Here is a 20,508-nt window from a genome sequence, read left to right as displayed (position 1 = left end):
AATACTCACCAGTTATACGAAACCTTTGAAACCTCAAACAGTTAATGAACTAAGCAAGGGCAGAGACTTTTTTTGGAAATCTGCACAGACACTTATCCAGATGGCGTTGTATATCTCTCTATTAGGCGACGAATAAGCAATGAATAGTATAAAAAATATAGTAATTGCCGGTGGCGGCACAGCTGGTTGGATGACGGCTGCGAGCTTAGCCAAACATTTTCCACATCTATCAATCTGTTTAGTTGAGTCGTCTGAGATTGGAACTATTGGCGTGGGAGAGGCAACCATCCCAACCATTAGACATTTCAATCGCGCCTTGGGTTTGTCTGATCAACAGGTAATGAAGCGCACCGGTGCGACTTGTAAACTGGGAATTCAGTTTAACGGTTGGCACACTGAAAGTAGTTCCTTTATCCACCCATTTGGGGTGTACGGCGAGTCATTAAATGGCGTAGGTTTTCATCATTATTGGTTAAAAAATAAAAAATTAGGTGACCCACATCCACTTGAAAGTTATTCAGTAGGGGCGCAACTTGCTAAACATGGCAAGTTTGCATTGCCACCAAGTAATCCTGCTTCGTCTTTGGCAGTGTTTGATTGGGCATTACATTTGGATGCAAGCAAGTATGCGCAGTTACTCAAAGAAGTCGCGACGGACGCTGGAGTGAAGAGGGTTGACGCTAAAATTATTGATGTAATCTTGCACCCAGAAAGTGGCCATATTGATTCATTGAATTTGAGTAATGGTCAACAAGTACATGGTGATTTTTTCATTGATTGTACAGGCTTTTCATCGCTGTTATTAGGGCAGGCCCTCAAGGTTGATTATAAGGATTGGAATAACTGGTTATTGTGTGACCGTGCAATAGCAGTGCAAAGTGAGACGGATGTCATACCTAATCCTTACACCGAGGCCAACGCTAAAACGGCTGGTTGGCAATGGCGGATTCCTTTGCAACATAGGCAAGGAAATGGCCATGTATACAGTAGTCAACATACCTCTGATGAGGCAGCATTGGATAGTTTACTTGCAGACATTAATGGTGAACCAATCAGTGAGCCCAAGTGTATTCGCTTCAGGCCTGGATGCCGTGAGCGTTTCTGGGTTAAAAACTGCGTGGCACTGGGTTTGGCAGCAGGTTTCTTTGAACCAATAGAGAGCACTAATATCGCTTTAATTGAGACCGCCATAGAGCGGTTGAAACTATTTTTTCCTTACAACGGTATTCATTCATCAGCGGTGGAAGAGTTCAATGTCAGAACAACAAAGGAATATGAAAGTGTCAGAGACTTCGTATTGCTGCACTATTTGCTAAATGCCAGGAAAGAGCCATTTTGGCAAGATTACCGGAATATTTCATTGCCAGACACGTTATTGCACAGAATGTCGCTGTATCAGACGAATGGTATTTTGATTAGACAGCGACATGAAATATTTCAACCAAACAGTTGGTTGGCTATTTATGATGGGTTTCATTATTTACCCACCCGCCATGACCCTTGTATTGATAAAGTCGAGGATAACTATATACGTCAGGGGCTTGCACAGATGCGAGAGGGAATCGCAAAGGCGGTATCAGCCACCCCTGCGCATCAGAACTTTTTGAATCAATTATAAAATCGATAAAAAGGGCCAGCTTAAATGCTAGCCCTTTTTATTAGTAAACTTCCCAAGTTGTTCACGATGTGGGTCAAAATTTAAGCTACATCGATGTAGAAAATCGTTAATCAACGCCATATTTACCTGGGTTTCGTTTGGATAGGGCGGGCGCAGTTGACTTTGTGCAGGAAACACACCCATACCCGCCAACAAACAGTGCCAAGATACTGAGGTGTAGTATTTTGTAACGCCTAAACGACGCAATTCCGCCGTTAGATCTGCGCCCTTATTCCATATCTCCAGAATATGCTTCAACGTATCTGATTGCCCGTCATGGTTGTTTTGGCAATCCAGCCAGTACTGACTATCAGTACGGGAATTCGTGTAATAATGTGCGGCAATATAATCCCTGATACCCTCAAAGTAGCCGTTGATAGTATCGTTATAACTGTCTTGATTGGTATCAGTAAATTGCCCGTGTTCAAATGCATCCGCAAATAACGCAGCTGACTGCTGAACAAGGAACAAGGCTGTAGCCTCTAACGGTTCAATAAACCCCTGTGACAAACCTATTGCAAGACAGTTCTTGTACCAATGCTTTTCAATACGTCCAACTTTCATTTTTAGATGCCGCGCTTGAACATCAGAATCAAGCAGTCCCAAATCTCGCCTGAGCTCGGTTTCAGCCTGCTCTGGGCTACAATAATTGCTACTGTAGACGTAGCCGTTGCCAAATCTGTTGGTTAGTGGAATCTTCCAGCGCCATCCGAATTTCATTGCGGTGGAGCGGGTCTCCGAGGGAATATTCCCTCCAATCTCACTTGGAATCGCAATGGCTGAATCATTGAATAAGTTTGACGCAAAGCTTTTAAAGCCAACTTTAAGTGCGCTTTGCATTAACACCGAGGAAAAACCTGAGCAGTCAACAAAAAGGTCGGCATGATACTTTGCGCCACTTTGAGATACGAGCGCACTAATGCAATCGTTACCATCCAATAAAACCTCTTCGATCTTATCCTCAATGTGACGAATATTTAATTGTTCAGATCTTCTTTTTAAAAACTGTCCAAGTAACCCCGAATCAAAGTGATATCCATAACTAGGCTCGAACGGAAAGTTGTAATGGGGAATAGGCGCAAGATTCTTTTCGACCAACAAGGGGCTAAGGAAAAATGGGTTGGGATGTGCGGGAATATCAACGCCTTGCCTTCTCATCTGGATAGAGTGAAAAAAAGCTTGGGAGAACTGCTCGTCCAGTCTGAATTTAAAGGGATGAAAATACTCGGTGAAGCCCGGTTTTGTTGACCAAGCATCAAAGGTAATACCGGCCTTGTAGGTGGCATTGCACTCCGGCATCCATTCCTCTTCACCTATACCCATGCTACTAAAAAATGCTTTGAGTGCTGGTGTCGAACCTTCCCCTACACCAATGATACCAATGTCCTGGGATTCGAGAACCGACACTTCAAATCCATGCTTGTTGAGCTTTTTAGCCAGTATCATGGCGGTCATCCAGCCTGCGGTTCCACCACCGAGGATTAAAATTTGTTTGGCTTGTGTGCTGTTATTTTGCATCAGCATCCCCACTTTTTTAACTTGAGTTCAGTATCGGATTTATTGACTCTAGAAAAAAAAAGTCCCCGAAATCGAGGACTTTTTTAACTTACCTAGTTGTTACCAACGTCCACGCACACCCACGGTCAAACGACGCTCGTAGATATCCTGAGCGACAGTGTAATCTTCCCATTGGAAATATTGGTCCTCAAACTCTTTGGTCAGATTGCTACCAGAGAAGTATACGCTAACATTGTCATTGAAGTCGTAGCTGGCAGACATATCCACGTAAGTAGTTGGCTTAGCATATAGCGCTAGACCACCGCCACCAAAGTTACGGCCATTTTGACCGATAAAGCGCTCACTGCGATAGTTAGCGGCAATACGGAATTGCCAACCGTCCTTCTCATACCACAGTACCGCGTTGCCCGAATTTTCAGAGTTCTCGGCCAGGGGTAGTTCGTTACCTTCGAAGTCCAGCGTGTCAGAAGTGCTAGGCGCATAGGTATAGTTCAAGCCTGCACCGAAACCACTCCAGAAACCAGGTAAGAAATCAAAGCCTTGCTGATAGGCAAACTCCCAACCCTTAATACTGCCACCGTCACCATTAACTGGACCGCGAACATCTACTTGGCGACGAACTACGCCATCGGATGGGTCTGGTACATACTCTCTAGTGACATCTGTTCCAATGTAGGACTCAACATCCATCTTAAACCAAGCGACACTTAGCAAGGCGGAATCTGTAAAGTACCATTCCAACGTCAGGTCATGATTGGTTGCACGAGTAGGCGCCAAGTTAGGGTTACCGCCACGATTCGCTTCAACGGCGTAACGCTCACCAACCGGTACATCGCTGACTTCACCTTGGTTAATCGTACTATTTACTGTCATACCAGCACCCAGGTTACGGGTGTTCAAACGAGTCATCGTTTTACCGTAACTGGCACGCGCGATCAGTTCATCAGTCAGATTCAGTTTGAAGTTAACAGACGGTAGCGTATCGCTGAATGAACGATCAGTCACTACGTCACCCACATCAGCTACTATACCTGGACAGGCGCGACAGATAACGTCGGAACCCAACAGGTTCTGAGCGACAGTCAGGTCAGTCTTAATGTATTGCAAGCCGACATTAGCTTTATATGGCATTTCACCTAACTGGCCATCCAACTTGACATTAAAATAAGCAGACTTGGTGTTTTCCTGTACTTTATAACTATCACCTGGCTGAGATGCTTTGAAGTTACCGGGGTACAGTTCATTTTGGAAACCGATATGGTCATCCAGTATTTCTGGGTTGATAAAGTAGAAGTTACCTACATTAACTGGACCAAAGTCACCAGACTGAATAACCCAAGATGAAGGTAAGTTGGCAAAATTTAAGTAATTGTCATAACCAATAGTTTTGTCACCACCGGCACGACTGAACTCACCATCACCGTTTGTATCGTTTGCGACTTCACCCTGGTCTTTCCACATTACATCGTTTGACAGACCATCTTGATTGATCGGGGCAAGCAATACATAAGTGTCTCGGGTAACATCACGTTTACCTTTACGCACACCAAATTCTACGGCACGTAGGTGACTGGTATCGAATTCGTAAGTACCGTCGGCACGCAACACATCAAGAGTGGCCTCTTCGTAATAGTTTTCTTCAGAGTAGGTAGAAACTATTGCGTAATCGCTCATCCCACCACCCAATGAGGGCAGCTTTAATTGCGGATGTTTACCAGAAAAGTCTCTTTCAATAGGCACTAGATCAGAATAGCCTTCAGGATGCACTGGTATTTCACCAGTACCATCGTTACGGAACAGATTCTGCTTGGAACCATCAGTCAAGAACGCCTGAACGATATTATGTGTAGTTTCACGCTGCCCTTCACCGTGTAAATAACGCACCGAACCGCTCAATGGGCCACCATTGTCAAAGGTGAACTCAAGATTCATGTTCAGAGAGTCACGATCATTAGTGCGGCTTTCTGATGTGGAAGCTACGCGAGGTGCGTACAAGGTGCCTGTATTCGCCGTATACAGATCTGCACCGGCAAGACCACCATCACTGATGGTACCGCGCTTGACCAAATCGCTACCATGCTCTTCCCAGCCGAAATAACCCCATGCGTTATCTGCTACCATGCCAATAGAACGATCGGCGTCATCCATTTCGGTGTAGAAAACGTCAGCAACCATTTGGATGGAATCGCTTAACTGAGCTTGCAATGTAGTTACAACACCTAAACGTTCACGTTCAGATTGACGTCCCATGTTGCCGTAACCGATAAAGGTCACCAATGCATCGTCTTTATCGCCGTCGCCTGTGCGGTCTTCACCGATGCCATCCCACGCATCACCTTCAGTTTGTGCACCAGACCAACCAATATTTGGAGTGCCTAGGCGATAGTTTGCTAGCGTGTTGGTATCCCAGGAAATAGAAGCTGTTACGCCAAATTTTTCGTCGTTGTAACCAAAGAATGAGGTAATTTTCTTGTCATTCTCTTTAGTGTAGTTACCACGGGTTAACTCAGCGGAACCAACGTAGGTAAATCCTTCTTTGAGATCGAACGGACGTATAGTTTTCAGGTCCAAAGTACCTGAGATACCACCGGCCAATATTTTAGAAGTAGGGGACTTGTGAACATCGATTCCACTTACCAACGAAGAAGAAATATCAGAGAAGTTAGGCTGAACCGTGGTAATAGAGCCCGCACTCAGGAACTGCTCACCATTCAATAATGTGCCAACTTCGCCTACACCACGAATATTCACTGCAGAACCTTCACCTGCAGAACGTGTAATCTGCACACCTGCAACGCGCTGTAATGTATCAGCTAAGGTTAAATCTGGCAGCTTACCAATGTCTTCAGCAGTAATACTGTCAAGAATACCATCAGCAAAGCGTTTGTTGTTCAAGTCTGCTTGAGTTGATGCGCGCAAACCGCGAATTTCGATGGTTTCAACACCTTCGGCTTGCTGTGCTTCCTGTGCGGTCACTTGTTGAGAACTGATAGTCGCGCCCACGACCAGAGCCAGCTTAAGCCCCTGCGTGATCTTATTGAGTTTGGTTGATGTCATGATGCCCTCTCATGAAGCTGAATTGTATAAATGACAACGTTGTCATTTGTTTTTATTTAAAATGACAAGCGCTGTAATAACTGGATGACAGCGTTGTCATCGGTTAAAGCTACATGAGAATTTTGAGCATAGCAACCAGTTTTTTTACAATGTGGTTACAAGTGGGGGCTTCTCAATGTAAATACAAAGTAACGGGAAGGCGGGTGACGTGATAGTTCATCCATATTGTCAAATTAATTAGAAAAAAAAGTAATAAGTTAGTTATCTTAAGTTCCCCAGTTAGTGATTAAAGGCAACGGTGCGAAAGATCTCTAAACAAGGGTAGCAAAGCACTGGCATTTATTGCATACATCATGTTTACTAACGGCCAATCGAGCCGAGAGAAACCAAATGAAATCAACAATTAAAGATGTCGCCCAATTGGCCGGCGTATCAATAAAAACGGTTTCCAGAGTTATTAACAAGGAAGCGTCTGTTCGCGCAGATACGGTGGAAAAGGTTTCGGCTGCCATTCGCGAGTTGAAATATGAGCCGAATTTGGCTGCCAGAAATTTGGCTGGAACTCGCTCTTACACTATGGGCTATGTATACGACAATCCAAATGCCTATTACGTCATTGATATGCAGAATGGTATTCTGGCCGAGTGTCGTGACAAGGGGTATGAGCTGATCATTCACCCTTGTAATGCCAGTTCGCCGACAATATGCGAAGAACTAAAAAACATGGTGACCAAATCACAGTTAGCAGGTTTGGTTATTTCACCGCCCTTGTCTGAAATGCCTGAGGTCATGAGCACACTGGCTGAAATGGACATTCAGTTTGTGCGCATTATTTCTGGCTCAGGACATAAACCCGAGGCCACCCCTTGTATTTTTGTTCATGACCATGAGGCGGCGTATCAAATTACCAAACATTTACTTGAGCTGGGTCACCGTGATATTGCATTTATCAGCGGTGACAAAGGACACCGTTCTACAGACGAGCGCCTTAACGGTTATCGGGCCGCTCTCGAAGACGCGGGAATTGAGATTGTTCCTGATTACATATTTGACGGACAGTACTCGTTTGAATCAGGGGTGAAAGGCGCGAAACATTTATTAGCGCTGGATAAACCGCCAACCGCCATTTTTGCCTGTAACGATGAAATTGCAGCCGGTGCGCTATTTGCTTCCCGCTTATCTAATGTGTCGGTTCCTGAACAGTTATCTATTGCCGGATTCGAAGACAGCCCGTTCTCACGTCAGACCTGGCCAAAGCTAACCACTGCCGCCCAACCTACCAACCTGATAGCCAAGAAGGCGGCCAGCCTACTGATATCACAAATCATGTTGCAGCGTGCTGGAAAAGGCAAAGTAGAGACAGTACACCAGCACTTTGAACCGGAATTGGTGGTCAGAGAGTCAACACAACGTCACGCAGTATGAAGTACAAAAATATTGTCGTCCTTACCGGCGCTGGGATTTCCGCTGAGTCCGGTTTAAAGACATTTCGCGATAATGATGGCTTATGGGAAAACCATCGGGTAGAAGACGTCGCCACCCCAGAAGCATTCGCGGCAAATCCACAGCTCGTCTATGCGTTTTATAATGCCAGACGTCAACAGTTGTTAACGGGTGATGTGTTACCCAACGCGGCTCACCATGCTTTAGTTAACTTGGAAAAAGGCTGTAAGGGCCAGTTTTTACTAATTACTCAGAATGTTGATAATCTTCATCAGCAGGCTGGCAGTCAAAATCTACTAGCCATGCATGGCGAACTGTTGAAAGCCAGGTGTACTCATAGTCAGCAAATAGTTGACATGCATCGCACCTTTAATGGTGATGATCGCTGTAGCTGCTGCCGACCGGCCCAGCCCTTGCGGCCACATATTGTATGGTTCGGTGAAATGCCGCTGTTTATGGAACAAATAATGGATGCCATATGGAATGCTGATCTTTTTATTTCCATTGGTACCTCAGGTAATGTTTACCCCGCTGCTGGCTTTGTAGAAGAAGCGATTCACGCCGGGGCGCACACCGTTGAACTGAATTTAGAATCCAGTCCCAGTCAGTTTGCTGAAAAGCGTCAGGGACGAGCAACGCAGTTAGTACCAGACTATGTGTCAGCATTATTGGCCGGCCAGATGTAAGAGCGATATACCATGTTAGAGCAGTTACAACCTTATTGGTTGGAGTTCATCACCATCGCCACTGTGCATTTACTCGCAGTAGCCAGTCCAGGGCCAGATTTCGCGATAGTGTTAAAACATAGTGTTAGCTACGGCAGACGTACCGCTATATTCACCAGTGTCGGCATAGGCCTCGCCATTCTCTTGCACGTTGCTTATTCCTTACTTGGTATTGGTCTTCTAATCCAAACCACTCCCTGGTTATTCACTGCGCTTAGTTATGCGGCCGCTGCCTATCTTGCCTATATAGGTATCAGGGCAATGACAAGCCACAGCGGGAAAGCTGCTGAAGCGCAGGCAAAGTCGGGTCACTTGTCAGATAAAAAGGCTTTTGTTATTGGCTTTATTACCAATGGATTGAATCCCAAAGCCACCCTGTTTTTCTTATCCCTTTTCGCTGTGGTTATCTCAGTGACGACACCTCTGCAAGTTAAGCTGGTTTATGGCCTGTATCTGGCGTTGGCCACCGGTCTGTGGTTTGTGGCGTTGTCCTTCCTCTTGGGCTCCGGTGCGGTCAGAACCTTTTTGCAAAGTAAAGGCTACTGGTTTGATCGCATAATGGGCATTTTGTTGATTTTGCTGGCTGTGCGTTTGGTGGTGGCTGGCTAAACAATGCTTGTTGCGCTTTTGAGTGATGGAAATTCGTACAATCAGGCATTGATTCTTCGAAGCCCTTCGCCCCAACAGGCGAACAACTGGTATCATAGTCAGGTTTTTCTGAATTAAAGGTTAAGACGCTTGGAAGAGAAGAAAACACTGATACTTGGGGGTAGCCTGCAAAAGGCCATGGCTGGCGATTTTGCCCTGGATCTTAAAGGCTTGATAAATGAAGCTTGGGCGCTAACACAGAAAACCAAATGGGTCATGGTACAGGCCATGTTGCTGGTGTTTTCTTTGGCCTTACTGGCAGTGTTGATACTGGCTAACTTAGCGCAATTTAAAGGTCTGGATTTAATGGCGCCAAATGTTCAGTTGATGACAGAAATTCTGCTGACCTTGTTAACCGCTCCCCTGATCACCGGACTGATGATGATGGGCATAAATCATGCGGTAGGAGGGCAATCCCGTCCCTCGCATTTGTTTCATTTTTTGCCCAAGGCCTTGATCCTCTCGCTAAGTGCATTGCTAGTTAGCTTGTTAGTAGAGTTGGGCTTACTGTTATTTATTGTGCCCGGCTTATTCTTAATGATTGCTTGCAGTTTTACCTTGCCGTTAGTTATAGAGAAAGGCCTGACGCCGATGCGCGCAATTTTTGTGTCGATTCGCGTTGTCAGCTTTAAGTGGCAACAGTTTGTCTTGCTTTATTTGCTTTTTGCCTTGCTGTTTGTATTAGTTATTGCCACCTTCGGTATTGCATTTATTTGGGTTGGACCTTTTTACTACAACATGAAAGGCGTGCTATACAGGGATATATTCGGCGTTGCTGTCCGCTTGACGGGACAAGATGGAGCATCTCAAAATGGCGAATCGATCTTTCATGCCTGACAAAGGTAAACTAATACAAGGCGTGTTTTTTGCCCTTGTGGGCTTTGCGTTGCTTTACCCTTTTTTACAGCGCGAGCCTGAAGCCCTTATTCCTGCCCCCGAACAATTGCATCAGCCTGTGCCTGATTTTGATCTCTACACTGATGTGGATGAAAAAAAACAGGCATTTTTCGACTATCTTCGCCCGGCAGTGGAATATCACAATCAAATCATTCTCAATGATCGCAACTTATTACAGGCAATACGTCAGAAAATGATCGATGGGCAGCCTCTGAGCCGCTATCAAAAGAACAAGCTAACAAAACTCAGCCAAAGTTATAAGTTGGACGCTTTGCCCCATGATGTTGATGGCATTAATCGTTTGTTGCGTCGCGTAGATATTGTTCCCGTCGAGCTAGTCTTAGTTCAGGCCGCCAATGAATCCGCCTGGGGGACGTCTCGTTTTGCCAGGCAGGGGTTTAATTTTTTTGGCATGTGGTGCTTTCGAAAAGGTTGTGGCTTTGTACCGAAACAACGGGATGACGATGCCGGTCACGAGGTAGCAAAATTCAAGGATTTGTCGCATGCAGTGAAAGCTTACCTGGCTAACATTAATAGCCATTATGCTTACAGCGAGCTGCGCGGGATCCGCGCCAGCTTGCGCCGTAATCAGCAATCTGTCACCGCTGAATATCTGGTTGAGGGGTTGATGAGTTACTCAGAGCGTGGTCAGGATTACATCGATGAATTACTGCATATGATTCGCACAAACAGGAAATATTTAACTTCATGAGAATGATGATTGCTGGCCTGCTGGCCGTATCCGCTGCATTGCCTGCGTTAGCTGAGCCTTTGGAACTGGATTATTCCACCCTATATAGCCATACCCGTAAGCTGGACAAGGACGAGTTGTCCGCCTTGCAGTTTGCCTTTGGGTTTATGCACCATCAAACCAAACAGATGTGTCTTCTTGAGTCGGCTTATCTGCATACCCAAAAACAAGATATTGCTATTGAAATAACGCCAGAACAGCGCTTTACCGTGCCATCCGAGAAAGCCTTGAGTTTGGCTAAGGCCGTGGCCCGTTTTGAACTCCGCGAGCCGGTCAATCAGTGTGATATGTCGGTTCAGCTTGAAACTAAGCCAGCCTATTTGAAATCCAGCTATGATCTGGCGGAATTAAAGGCGGTCAACGAACAATACACAGAGTTTTTTGACAGTATGGGCAGCTTCTTGTCTTTTATGATGCCCTCAGTCAAAGGCATTGTGTTGCATTTTCCTCCACAGACTGAAGGTTCGGTGCGTGTCGACGGTATGATTGAGCCGTCTCTTCGTATTGAAAAAGGGGAGCTAAGCCTGGATGAGCAGTGGTTGAATAAATCTCAGCGAATTGAGTTTCCAACCAAACCCTATCGCATCACGGCAATCACCAAGTAGACAAGCGTCGGGGGAGGGGATCCTCCCCAACCAAATCAGTTTAACTGTACAATCTGTACTAACTGCTCTTCATCCCTATTGCGCTGAAGTTCTATTTGAGGCTCGTCAAAGCCAATATCCCCGCCTTCATAAGGCTGATCCTGGGTCTTTAGACCGACAAAATCAAATAGGTTAGGATCGGCCAGATGAGATGGCGTAACGCTTTGCAGGGCGCGAGCCATGTTTTCAATGCGGCCCGGATGTTGTTTGTCCCACTGCTGCAGCATTTGCTTAATGACCTTGCGCTGCAGATTTTCCTGCGAACCACATAAATTACAGGGAATGATGGGGAAGGCCATCATATCGGCATAGCGTGTTAGGTCCTTTTCTGCACAGTAAGCCAATGGCCTGATCACCATTTGTTTGCCGTCGTCGCTTACTAACTTAGGCGGCATGGATTTCAATTTGCCACCATAAAACATATTCAGAAACAGGGTTTCCAGCATGTCATCGCGATGATGGCCGAGCGCAATTTTGGTTGCCCCCAACTCGGTCGCCGTACGATAAAGAATGCCGCGACGTAACCTTGAACACAGTGAGCACGTCGTTTTACCTTCTGGGATCTTCTCTTTCACTATGCTGTAGGTATCTTCATTGACTATCTTGTAGTCAACGCCTTGGCTGTCCAGATACTCAGGCAATACATGCGCAGGAAAGCCAGGCTGCTTCTGATCCAGGTTTACTGCTATCAGCTCAAAATGAATGGGCGCCACTTTTTGTAAGTAACGCAAAATATCCAACATTGCATAGCTATCTTTCCCGCCAGACAGGCACACCATCACTTTGTCACCATCTTCGATCATGTTGAAATCGTCAATGGCTTTTCCGGCACAGCGCCGCAAGCGTTTTTGGAGTTTGTTGAAGCTGTATTTTTGCTTTGCGCTTAATTCGTCTAATCGGGTCATAGGCCACCTCTGCAATGAGGGCGGGATTATACCTAGCTTGACCACAAGTTACATATTTTCTGTGTCTGGAGGAGGGGATAGCTTAGCGGCGGGTCTGAATAATTAGGGTAAAAAAAAGCCGCCAAACTGGCGGCCCTTACTATCTTCATTTTTGTAACGGACTAATAAAACCATCAGGTTTAACCGCCAATACATCACAATCGAGCATATCGATAACATGCTCAGCGGTATTGCCTATCAAGGCGGCAGATATACCATGACGACCAACAGTGCCAATAACCACTAATTCAGCATCTACGTCAGCAGCAACGGTGGGTATCACATCCTCAGGCAAGCCTTCTTTGACAAAGCAGTGCTGGGGCGCAATACCATGATTGCTGGCGAAGGTCTTCATCGCCTCGGTGTGGTGATTGCGCACCGATTCATTGAAACTGCCCGGATCAAACTCTGGTATTTCGATGGCAATATTCACTGGCGTACCGGGGTAGGAATTAACCAGGTTGACCTGGCCATTAAGTGTGCGGGCAAAAGCCAATGCGGTATGGGTCACTTTCTGGTTGAGCGAACTATGCTCTTCATCTGCTGTACCCACATTAACCGCAGCAATAATCTGACCTTGCTCGGGCCAGGCATGTTCTTTCACCAACAGCACAGGTACGGGTGCTTTGCGCATCAAATGCCAGTCGGTTGGGGTGAATATGACCGATTTAAGACCACCATGCTCATGGGTGCCTTTAACTATCAGGTCATAGCCATGCTCAATAGTCTCATAAATAATGCTTTCAAAAGGTCTGTTGTGCCACACCACCTTGGCATCTAACGCCAAAGCGGCATTATTGACTTGTTTACTGAGTAATTCGGTCAGCCATTCGGTTCTGTCGTCCACCACGGCCTGGCGCATGGTTTCACGCTCGTCAACCGATAACATTGTGGTCATTTCGTATGAGAAATCGTAAATAGACAAAAAGGCCGTAATGCTGGCCCCAGTTTTCTCCGCAATTAGCAGAGCTCGCTTTAGGGCTTTTTGCTGCTCGGTGGTTGGGTCAATCACTACCAACAATTTTTTGTAGTTCATCATTGCCTCTTCGCTTTTACTCCGACTAGCTTAAGTCTAGTTTAGTTAACCTTATTAGCCTTTGTGCCAGATCAAAGCCAGTTTATCTAACTGTTAACTGACAGTTGTGTATTTTCCTGGTGTTCTCTTAACTGCTTAGGGTCAACCAAGGTAATGAATTTTCCATCCACCTGAATTAAGCCTTGTTTCTGGAACTTAGTTAGCAGGCGGCTGATGGTTTCAACCGTCAGCCCCAGATAATTGCCAATTTCAGCGCGGGTCATGCTCAGTCTAAACTGACTACCGGAGAAACCACGATCATGGTATCGCTCCCCCAAATGCGCGAGGAAATGTGCCAACCGCTGATTAGCAGTGCGCTTATTCAGCAACATAAACATATCCTGATCCGCCTGAATTTCGTGGCTCATCAGACGCATCACTTGCTGACGCAAGCGCGGCAGATCCCCTGACAATACTTCCATAGTTTGGAAGGGGATTTCACAGACCATAGACGTTTCTAACGCTTGGGCAAAACTCTTGTGCACTTGGTGATGAATTGCATCAAAGCCGATAATGTCACCAGGCAGGTGAAAGGCTGTTATTTGTTCTTCACCGTCAGGCGCCAAAACAAAGCTTTTAAATGATCCGGAACGCACAGCATATAAGCTATTCAGCTTGTCCCCTGATTGAAACAAACGCTCGTTCTTCTGGAAGGGGCGTTTACGCTGAATAATGTTGTCCAGTTTATCCAGTTCGTTGTCATTCAGGGTAAAAGGCAGACAGAGCTGACTAATACTGCAATTTTGACAACTAATAGTACATTCGCGGTGTTGATTCATAGTAGACACGGCTTAACATGCAAACAGGCTGCTAGCTTAGCATTTTTTGCACTTGGTTAAAGCGAATTCGAATTTATGGCGGGTTAGCCTATAGCTTTGACAATCAATGGCGATAGCAGCAACCAAGCTGCAAATGCCGCGAGGACAATGGAAATTACCAGCCGGCTACGCGGATTATTCAAAAGTGGTCTTATGTGTTGACTGAAGCGCCCAAGTGTTAAAAGACCAGGTAATGTTCCAAGCCCAAAAGTGAACATGGTCAGGGCGCCGGTTAAAGAGGAGCCACTGGCCATACTCCAGGTGAGAGTAGAGTATACCAAGCCACAGGGTAGCCAGCCCCAAATCATACCGTAGGGGATAGCAGCAACAGGGTGTTTAAATGGAATAAAGCGCTTAGATAATGGCACGAGCGGTTTCCATAATCGGGCACCTTGTTTTTCCAACCATGACAAACCACGCCACCAATTCCCAATATACAAAGCCATGGCTAACAAAAAAAGCGCACTGAGAGTTGTCAGTAAATGAATGCCCCCTGCGACTTGATGGGAAAAAAGCATCCCGAGTCCACCAGTGATGGCCCCTGCGCAGGTATAACTAAATAAACGGCCGAAGTGATAGCCAAGTTCATAGGGAAGTGGGCGTTTTTTAGGCGGAATGGAAAAGCTTAACGCCCCGACAATGCCGCCGCACATGGCCACACAATGAACGCTACCAGCCAATCCCAATAATAAGGCTGACAGTAGATTTAGTTCAGTCACGTGACTGATTTGCCTTATTTTTCTGTTCTTTGTCGTCGTCGAACAAAATATTGTGTCCCTGACGTTCCAGATCTTCAAACTGGCCGGCTTTTACTGCCCAAAAGAAAATCAGAATAGCCACAGTCACAATCACAATGGCCAGAGGAATTAGGATATACAGAATGCCCATTATGACTCCGCTTTGAGTAGTCGCACCGAATTGGCCACTACGATAATTGAGCTAAGCGACATGCCTATCACGCCCAACCAAGGGGTAAGATAGCCAGACACCGCAAGAGGCAGCACCAGTACATTGTATCCTAAGGCCCACCCCATGTTTTGCATAATCTTCTGTTTGGTGCGCTGAGCCATTTTGAACAATTCGGGCAGCAACGTCAGGGTCGGGTTGATCAATATAATATCGGCGGCATTTTTTGCTAAGTCTGTCGCTCCGCCAACGGCAACTGATACCTGGGCGGCTGCCAAGACCGGTGTGTCATTGATGCCATCGCCTACCATTAACACATGGTGACCCTTTTCTTGCAGGGTTTTCACCGTATTTAGTTTCTGTTCCGGTCGACACTGACTGTACATTTTGGTTATCTGCAGCTGTGCGGCAATCTTTTCAACATTGTGCTGACTGTCACCACTAATAATACAGCGCTCATATCCTTTCAGGTCACTAAGCATATTCAGGGCATCACTTCGTACTTGGTCAGTTAGCACGAATCCCGCTAATACTTGCTGCTTGTCAGCCAATAACACATTGCATTCCTTTAGGGCTGTAGGAATCTCATGTTTAATCAGGTGCGAACTGCCTAACTGATAATGTACGCCGTTGACCTCTCCGCAGAGACCTAATCCGGCGATAATCTCGACCTGAGTGGCGGGCTCTACCTGATAAGCATTGAAAGCTTTAGCTAACGGATGCTCTGAATGCTTTTCTAGTGCCGCGGCAATCTCAAGAATTTGATGTTCAGGCAAGGTCGACAGATTCACCACTTGCTGAATGCTGAATTTTCCTTCGGTCAGCGTGCCCGTCTTATCAAAAGCCAGCATATTGACCCCAGTGAGAGACTCAAGCAAATCGGCCCGCTTGAGTAAAATGCCTTGCCGGTTAAGTCTTGCCATCGCGCAGGTTAAAGCAGAAGGTGTGGCCAAACCTAATGCACAGGGGCAGGTGGCTACCAGCACTGAGGCTGTGATCCAGAAGGCGTCCACATTACCCTGAGCGTGCCAGTACCAAAAGGTCAGGGCAGATATAGCCAACACGGCCACTACAAAATAGCTGGATATTCTGTCTGCCAATTGGGCGATGGCTGGCTTATTGAGCAAGGCTTCGTCTTGTAAACGCAGGATTTGGCTAACCATGGCTTCTTTAAGTGGCCTTAACACTTTAATGGTTAAACTACCGCTTTGATTTAGCGCGCCGCCAAATACTTCGTCACCGGCTTTTTTGTTTACGGGTTCAAACTCGCCGGTCAGCATGGATTCATCGACGTGGCTGCCACCCTCAATCACCACGCCATCCACGGGAATGGTTTCGCCGGCCTTGACTAATACCAGTTGGTCTACCCTAAGCAGTTTTGCCAGTATGTCCGTGGCTTGCCCATTTTCAAGCAGGGTGGCGGTGACGGGAATGTACTTACTCATGTTCGCCGAAATCTGGGCGGCTTTGTGTCTGGACTTATGCTCGAGGAATCGGCTGATAAGCAGCAGAAAAATAAACATACAGACCGATTCGAAAAAAACTTCGCCCTCGGCGATGATAGTGGCCTTGGCGCTGGCAATAAACAGGGCCCAGATAGCCACAGATATGGGTACATCCATATTTACCGAACCAGAGCGCAGTGCACGCCATGCCCCTTGGTAAAAGATAGCGCCGGAATACAATACTACCGGTACCGATAGGGTCAGGCTCACCCAATGCATAAACTGGCGGATGTCATCATCCAGATTGCCAAACAGACCAAAGTATAAGGCAATGGCGATCATCATCACCTGCATGGTCATCAAACCGGATAGACCAATACGTTTTAAGTAGGATTGTTCGGTCTTTTTAAATTGCTCTTCCTGCTGTTTGGGGTGGAAGGGCTGTGCGTGATAGCCAATGTTTTCAATAGCAGCCAGGATACCACTTAAAGCAAGTTGATCGGGGTACCAGCTTACCAGTGCACGTCTGGCACTCACATTGACCGCAATTTGTTTAATGCCAGGCAGTTTGGCCAGCTTCTTCTCAATAAGCCAGGCACAAGCCGCGCAACTGATGCCATCCAGGCTTAGCTGAACCTGACTGTCCTTGCCTTTGACCAGGACAAATTCTTCCTGCAATTCCGGTTGGTCGAAAAGTTTCAGCTTCTCAAGGATGTCAGACTGCATCCCATCTGCCCGCTCAGCAGGCTCGGTGCGAAACTTATAATAATCTTCCAGACCATTGGCAACGATTGCCTCTGCAACAGCCTGGCAACCAGGGCAACACATTGCTTGTTGTTCGCCTAAGACTAAAGCTTGGTAACGCCCTTGTTCCGTTACCTCTTGGTGACAATGAAAACAGATCAATGACGTTACCTATTTATTCAAGGACGAAAAACAATGGGAGAAGATTGTGGTAAACCAATATCCTGGTATACGCGCCAGCTCTTATCAAATGGCTCTAATGTGACTTTCCATTTACCCTGTATGGGCTCTGTCAGCACGCCGCTGAACACCCCAGAGGCATTCTGAGTTAGCAGTAACTGAAAGTCCTTATCAGCCAGTGTAGGATGCTGGAAATACATGGTCAGTGCCGCGCCAGATTCTGGTTTACCCGCAGCAAATGCCAACTGAACGCTCTCATCACTGAACTGCAGGCGAATATCAATACCCAGATCTCTGGCATGCTGGATTTTATCCAGATTCATATTGATACCTTTACCTTCCTTGTAATAGTCATCTATTACCATGCTGTCGTTACCGCCAAGGGCCAGCATCAGCATCTTTGTGCTAAGGATTATTGAAGTAACGGGGATGGCAATTAAAAACCATGGCCAAAACTGTTTATACCAAGGGGGAGGAGTTTGACTCATAACGTCTCTAGTTGGTTGGATTAGTTACAAATTCACGCCGGCATTCTACTTAGGGTTCATTGAACCATCATGCGCCAGGTCAATAAAAGCGGCATTTTACCTGCCAGGGTTAAAAAGATCTGCCTTTAAAATACAAAAAAGCCCCACATTAGCGGGGCTTAACTTAGATAATAAGACGGAGCTTACTTGTCATGGGACAAGCTGTAGACATAAGCAGTGACCAGGTGGATCTTGTTCTCGCCCAGAATGTCTTTCCAGGCAGGCATGACACCGTTACGACCATGCATTACTGTCTCAGTAACGGCCATTTCAGTGCCACCATACAACCAAATGTCGTCAGTCAGGTTAGGCGCACCAAAAGCGTAATTGCCTTTACCATCCTGACCGTGACAGGCTGCACACATAGCGTACTTAGCCTGACCGGCATCTGCTAGCACAGGGTCAACCTTACGACCACTTAAAGAAAGGGCATAAGCTACCACTTCCTTCACACCTTGCTCACCCAAAGAATCACCCCAGGCTGGCATCGCAGCGTGGCGACCTTGCAAAATGGTTTCTTTGATCTGTGCAGGGCTGCCGCCATACAACCAATCATTATCGGTCAGATTCGGGAAGCCGCGCTGGCCGCGGGCATCTGAACCATGGCACTGTGAACAGTTTTGCAGGAACAAACGCTGGCCGACTTTCAGGGCTTCCTGATCGGTAGCCAAATCTTCAACACTACGCTGAGCGTAAGCTGCAAAGATGGGGCCGAAGCGCTCTTCTGCCGCCGCGATAGCTCGGCTGTACTCGTTCAGGCTGCCATTAGCCAAATCTTCCTCGTGGGCTGCTTTGGATTCAGCCAGGCTACGAATATCCTGGTTCGAACTTTCCCAGCCTAACAGGCCTTTAAAGTTACCTAAACCAGGGTACAGTGCCAGGTAGACAAAGCCCCAGATGATGGTGGCATAGAACATAATGGTCCACCAGCGAGGTAACGGGTTGTTGATTTCAACAATACCGTCAAACTCGTGGTGCATATCGTCACCTTCTTTTACACCGGTCTTATTTTTAAGGCACCAGCGCAGTAAAAGGAAACACCCCAGAATGGACCCCAAAGTAATGACGGAGATCCAGATACTCCAAAAGCTACTCATTGTTAGATGACTCCCGCTTTTTGTTTGCCTCGGCTGATGGCTTGTCGTCGTCAAACACCAGGTTTGCCGCCTCTTCGAAGCCTTTTTGGGCACGTTTACTGTAGGCCCACAGCACAATGGCAATAAATATAACTAATATGGCCAAAGTCCAGATGATATTGACGGTTATCTGGTCCATGTTATTTCAGTGCCGTGCCTAACGATTGCAGGTAAGCAATCAAGGCTTCCATTTCGGTCTTGCCTTTTACAGCAGCCTGAGCACCAGCAATATCTTCATCTGTGTAAGGCACGCCAAAATCGCGGAAGACTTCCATTTTCTTAGCGGTCAGCTCACCGTCCAGAGTGTTTTCCGCCAGCCACGGGAAAGCGGGCATGTTGGACTCTGGTACCACAGCGCGTGGGTCCATCAGGTGAACACGGTGCCATTCGTCACTGTATCGTCCGCCAACGCGCGCCAAGTCAGGACCGGTACGCTTTGAGCCCCACAGGAAGGGGTGTTCCCACACGGTTTCACCAGCAACAGAGTAGTGACCATAGCGCTCGGTTTCTGAACGGAATGGACGAATCATCTGGCTATGGCAACCAACACAACCTTCACGGATGTAGATGTCACGTCCTTCCAACTGCAGTGCAGTGTAAGGCTTAAGACCTTCTACCGGCTCTGTGGTCTGACGTTGAAACATCAAGGGGCTGATTTCAACCAGGGCACCGAAGCTGATTACGATCAGAATCATAACCACCATCAGGCCGGTATTTTTTTCTACTAACTCATGTACGTTTTTCATAATACTGCGTTTCCTTATGCTGGTTGTGCTTCAGCTTGCAGACTGCCTTTAGGCGCCTTAATGGTGCGATAGCAGTTGTAGGCCATAATCAGCATACCCGTAACAACGAATACACCACCCAGGAAACGAACAAAGTAGAATGGCTTGGAAGCTTCAATACTCTCAATAAATGTATAGGTCAGCGTTCCGTCAGTGTTCACTGCACGCCACATCAGGCCTTGCATAACACCAGAGATCCACATGGCTACGATGTAAAGCACTACACCGATAGTTGCTAGCCAGAAATGCACGTTAACCAATTTGGTTGAGTACATCTTAGGTTGACCGAACAAAATCGGAATCAAGTGATAGATAGAGCCAATGGATACCATCGCAACCCAACCCAAAGCACCTGAGTGTACGTGACCTACAGTCCAGTCAGTGTAGTGAGACAAGGCATTTACTGTCTTAATCGCCATCATCGGGCCTTCGAAGGTTGACATGCCATAGAAAGACAGAGAAACAATCAGGAAGCGCAAGACGGGGTCAGTACGTAGTTTGTGCCACGCGCCGGACAGGGTCATGATACCGTTGATCATACCGCCCCAGCTGGGAACAAACAGGATAACTGACATTACCATACCAACAGACTGCGCCCAGTCAGGCAG

Annotated in this window: 20 protein-coding genes; 7 read left to right on the top strand and 13 right to left on the bottom strand. The window is 46.7% G+C overall.

Annotation, left to right across the window (positions count from 1 at the left end; all coding sequences use genetic code 11):
• The first annotated feature begins 139 nt into the window (after nucleotides 1-139).
• A complete protein-coding gene (locus tag J0A65_RS12315; RefSeq protein WP_206594488.1) occupies nucleotides 140-1,618 on the top strand; it encodes a tryptophan halogenase family protein in 1,479 nt (492 codons plus the stop codon).
• A gap of 27 nt (nucleotides 1,619-1,645) precedes the next feature.
• Here the strand turns inward: J0A65_RS12315 and J0A65_RS12310 are convergent, their stop codons facing one another.
• Nucleotides 1,646-3,175, bottom strand: coding sequence for a tryptophan halogenase family protein (locus J0A65_RS12310; RefSeq protein ID WP_206594487.1), 1,530 nt, complete (start codon nucleotides 3,173-3,175; stop codon nucleotides 1,646-1,648).
• Nucleotides 3,176-3,274: 99 nt separating this feature from the next.
• Complete coding sequence (locus J0A65_RS12305) at nucleotides 3,275-6,232, bottom strand: TonB-dependent receptor (protein WP_206594486.1); 2,958 nt, start codon at nucleotides 6,230-6,232, stop codon at nucleotides 3,275-3,277.
• A 342-nt stretch (nucleotides 6,233-6,574) separates the two neighbouring features.
• Between J0A65_RS12305 and J0A65_RS12300 the strand changes: the two genes are divergently transcribed.
• The 6 genes from J0A65_RS12300 to J0A65_RS12275 all read left to right on the top strand — a co-directional run bounded on the left by J0A65_RS12300 (nucleotide 6,575) and on the right by J0A65_RS12275 (nucleotide 11,301).
• Nucleotides 6,575-7,657 (top strand): LacI family DNA-binding transcriptional regulator, encoded by a 1,083-nt coding sequence (locus J0A65_RS12300; RefSeq protein ID WP_269814664.1) that lies wholly within the window; start codon nucleotides 6,575-6,577, stop codon nucleotides 7,655-7,657.
• Nucleotides 7,654-8,361: a Sir2 family NAD+-dependent deacetylase gene (cobB, locus tag J0A65_RS12295; RefSeq protein ID WP_206594484.1), complete on the top strand. Its 708-nt coding sequence runs from the start codon at nucleotides 7,654-7,656 to the stop codon at nucleotides 8,359-8,361. Before J0A65_RS12300 ends, cobB begins: the two co-directional genes overlap by 4 nt.
• Before the next feature lie 12 nt (nucleotides 8,362-8,373).
• Nucleotides 8,374-9,009, top strand: coding sequence for a LysE family translocator (locus tag J0A65_RS12290; RefSeq protein WP_206594483.1), 636 nt, complete (start codon nucleotides 8,374-8,376; stop codon nucleotides 9,007-9,009).
• Nucleotides 9,010-9,138: 129 nt separating this feature from the next.
• Entirely contained in the window at nucleotides 9,139-9,885 is a 747-nt protein-coding gene (locus tag J0A65_RS12285; protein WP_206594482.1) for a hypothetical protein, read from the top strand.
• Nucleotides 9,860-10,657, top strand: a complete 798-nt coding sequence (locus J0A65_RS12280; RefSeq protein WP_232849922.1) for a glucosaminidase domain-containing protein — start codon at nucleotides 9,860-9,862, stop codon at nucleotides 10,655-10,657. The genes J0A65_RS12285 and J0A65_RS12280 overlap by 26 nt, the downstream gene beginning before the upstream one ends.
• The gene (locus J0A65_RS12275) at nucleotides 10,654-11,301 is read left to right on the top strand and encodes a DUF2987 domain-containing protein (RefSeq protein ID WP_206594481.1); all 648 of its coding nucleotides are present in this window, start codon (nucleotides 10,654-10,656) and stop codon (nucleotides 11,299-11,301) included. The genes J0A65_RS12280 and J0A65_RS12275 overlap by 4 nt, the downstream gene beginning before the upstream one ends.
• A 35-nt stretch (nucleotides 11,302-11,336) precedes the next feature.
• On the opposite strand, the gene ttcA is transcribed toward J0A65_RS12275, so the two are convergent.
• The 11 genes from ttcA to J0A65_RS12220 form a co-directional block, all read right to left on the bottom strand.
• Nucleotides 11,337-12,245, bottom strand: coding sequence for a tRNA 2-thiocytidine(32) synthetase TtcA (gene ttcA / locus J0A65_RS12270; protein WP_206594480.1), 909 nt, complete (start codon nucleotides 12,243-12,245; stop codon nucleotides 11,337-11,339).
• Nucleotides 12,246-12,390: 145 nt separating this feature from the next.
• Nucleotides 12,391-13,323 carry a universal stress protein UspE gene (gene uspE, locus J0A65_RS12265; protein ID WP_206594479.1) on the bottom strand — a complete coding sequence of 311 codons (933 nt, stop codon included), beginning with the start codon at nucleotides 13,321-13,323 and terminating at the stop codon, nucleotides 12,391-12,393.
• A gap of 83 nt (nucleotides 13,324-13,406) precedes the next feature.
• Entirely contained in the window at nucleotides 13,407-14,138 is a 732-nt protein-coding gene (gene fnr, locus J0A65_RS12260; RefSeq protein WP_206594478.1) for a fumarate/nitrate reduction transcriptional regulator Fnr, read from the bottom strand.
• A gap of 83 nt (nucleotides 14,139-14,221) precedes the next feature.
• Nucleotides 14,222-14,896, bottom strand: a complete 675-nt coding sequence (locus J0A65_RS12255; protein ID WP_206594477.1) for a sulfite exporter TauE/SafE family protein — start codon at nucleotides 14,894-14,896, stop codon at nucleotides 14,222-14,224.
• On the bottom strand, nucleotides 14,889-15,065 hold the full coding sequence (ccoS, locus tag J0A65_RS12250) for a cbb3-type cytochrome oxidase assembly protein CcoS (protein ID WP_206594476.1): 177 nt from the start codon (nucleotides 15,063-15,065) through the stop codon (nucleotides 14,889-14,891). The genes J0A65_RS12255 and ccoS overlap by 8 nt, the downstream gene beginning before the upstream one ends.
• Entirely contained in the window at nucleotides 15,065-17,434 is a 2,370-nt protein-coding gene (locus J0A65_RS12245; protein WP_232849921.1) for a heavy metal translocating P-type ATPase, read from the bottom strand. Before J0A65_RS12245 ends, ccoS begins: the two co-directional genes overlap by 1 nt.
• A gap of 17 nt (nucleotides 17,435-17,451) precedes the next feature.
• A complete protein-coding gene (locus J0A65_RS12240) occupies nucleotides 17,452-17,940 on the bottom strand; it encodes a FixH family protein (RefSeq protein ID WP_206594475.1) in 489 nt (162 codons plus the stop codon).
• Nucleotides 17,941-18,122: 182 nt separating this feature from the next.
• Complete coding sequence (ccoP, locus tag J0A65_RS12235; protein ID WP_206594474.1) at nucleotides 18,123-19,076, bottom strand: cytochrome-c oxidase, cbb3-type subunit III; 954 nt, start codon at nucleotides 19,074-19,076, stop codon at nucleotides 18,123-18,125.
• Nucleotides 19,069-19,254, bottom strand: a complete 186-nt coding sequence (locus J0A65_RS12230; protein WP_188694520.1) for a cbb3-type cytochrome oxidase subunit 3 — start codon at nucleotides 19,252-19,254, stop codon at nucleotides 19,069-19,071. The genes ccoP and J0A65_RS12230 overlap by 8 nt, the downstream gene beginning before the upstream one ends.
• A 1-nt stretch (nucleotide 19,255) precedes the next feature.
• A complete protein-coding gene (ccoO, locus tag J0A65_RS12225; protein ID WP_206594473.1) occupies nucleotides 19,256-19,861 on the bottom strand; it encodes a cytochrome-c oxidase, cbb3-type subunit II in 606 nt (201 codons plus the stop codon).
• 14 nt (nucleotides 19,862-19,875) lie between these two features.
• Nucleotides 19,876-20,508 (bottom strand): cbb3-type cytochrome c oxidase subunit I (locus J0A65_RS12220; RefSeq protein WP_206594472.1); only part of this gene is annotated, 633 nt, incomplete at its 5' end.

The sequence above is a fragment of the Bowmanella yangjiangensis genome, assembly GCF_017255015.1.
GTDB lineage: Bacteria > Pseudomonadota > Gammaproteobacteria > Enterobacterales > Alteromonadaceae > Bowmanella > Bowmanella yangjiangensis.
This window is presented reverse-complemented; position numbering and strand designations above follow the sequence as displayed.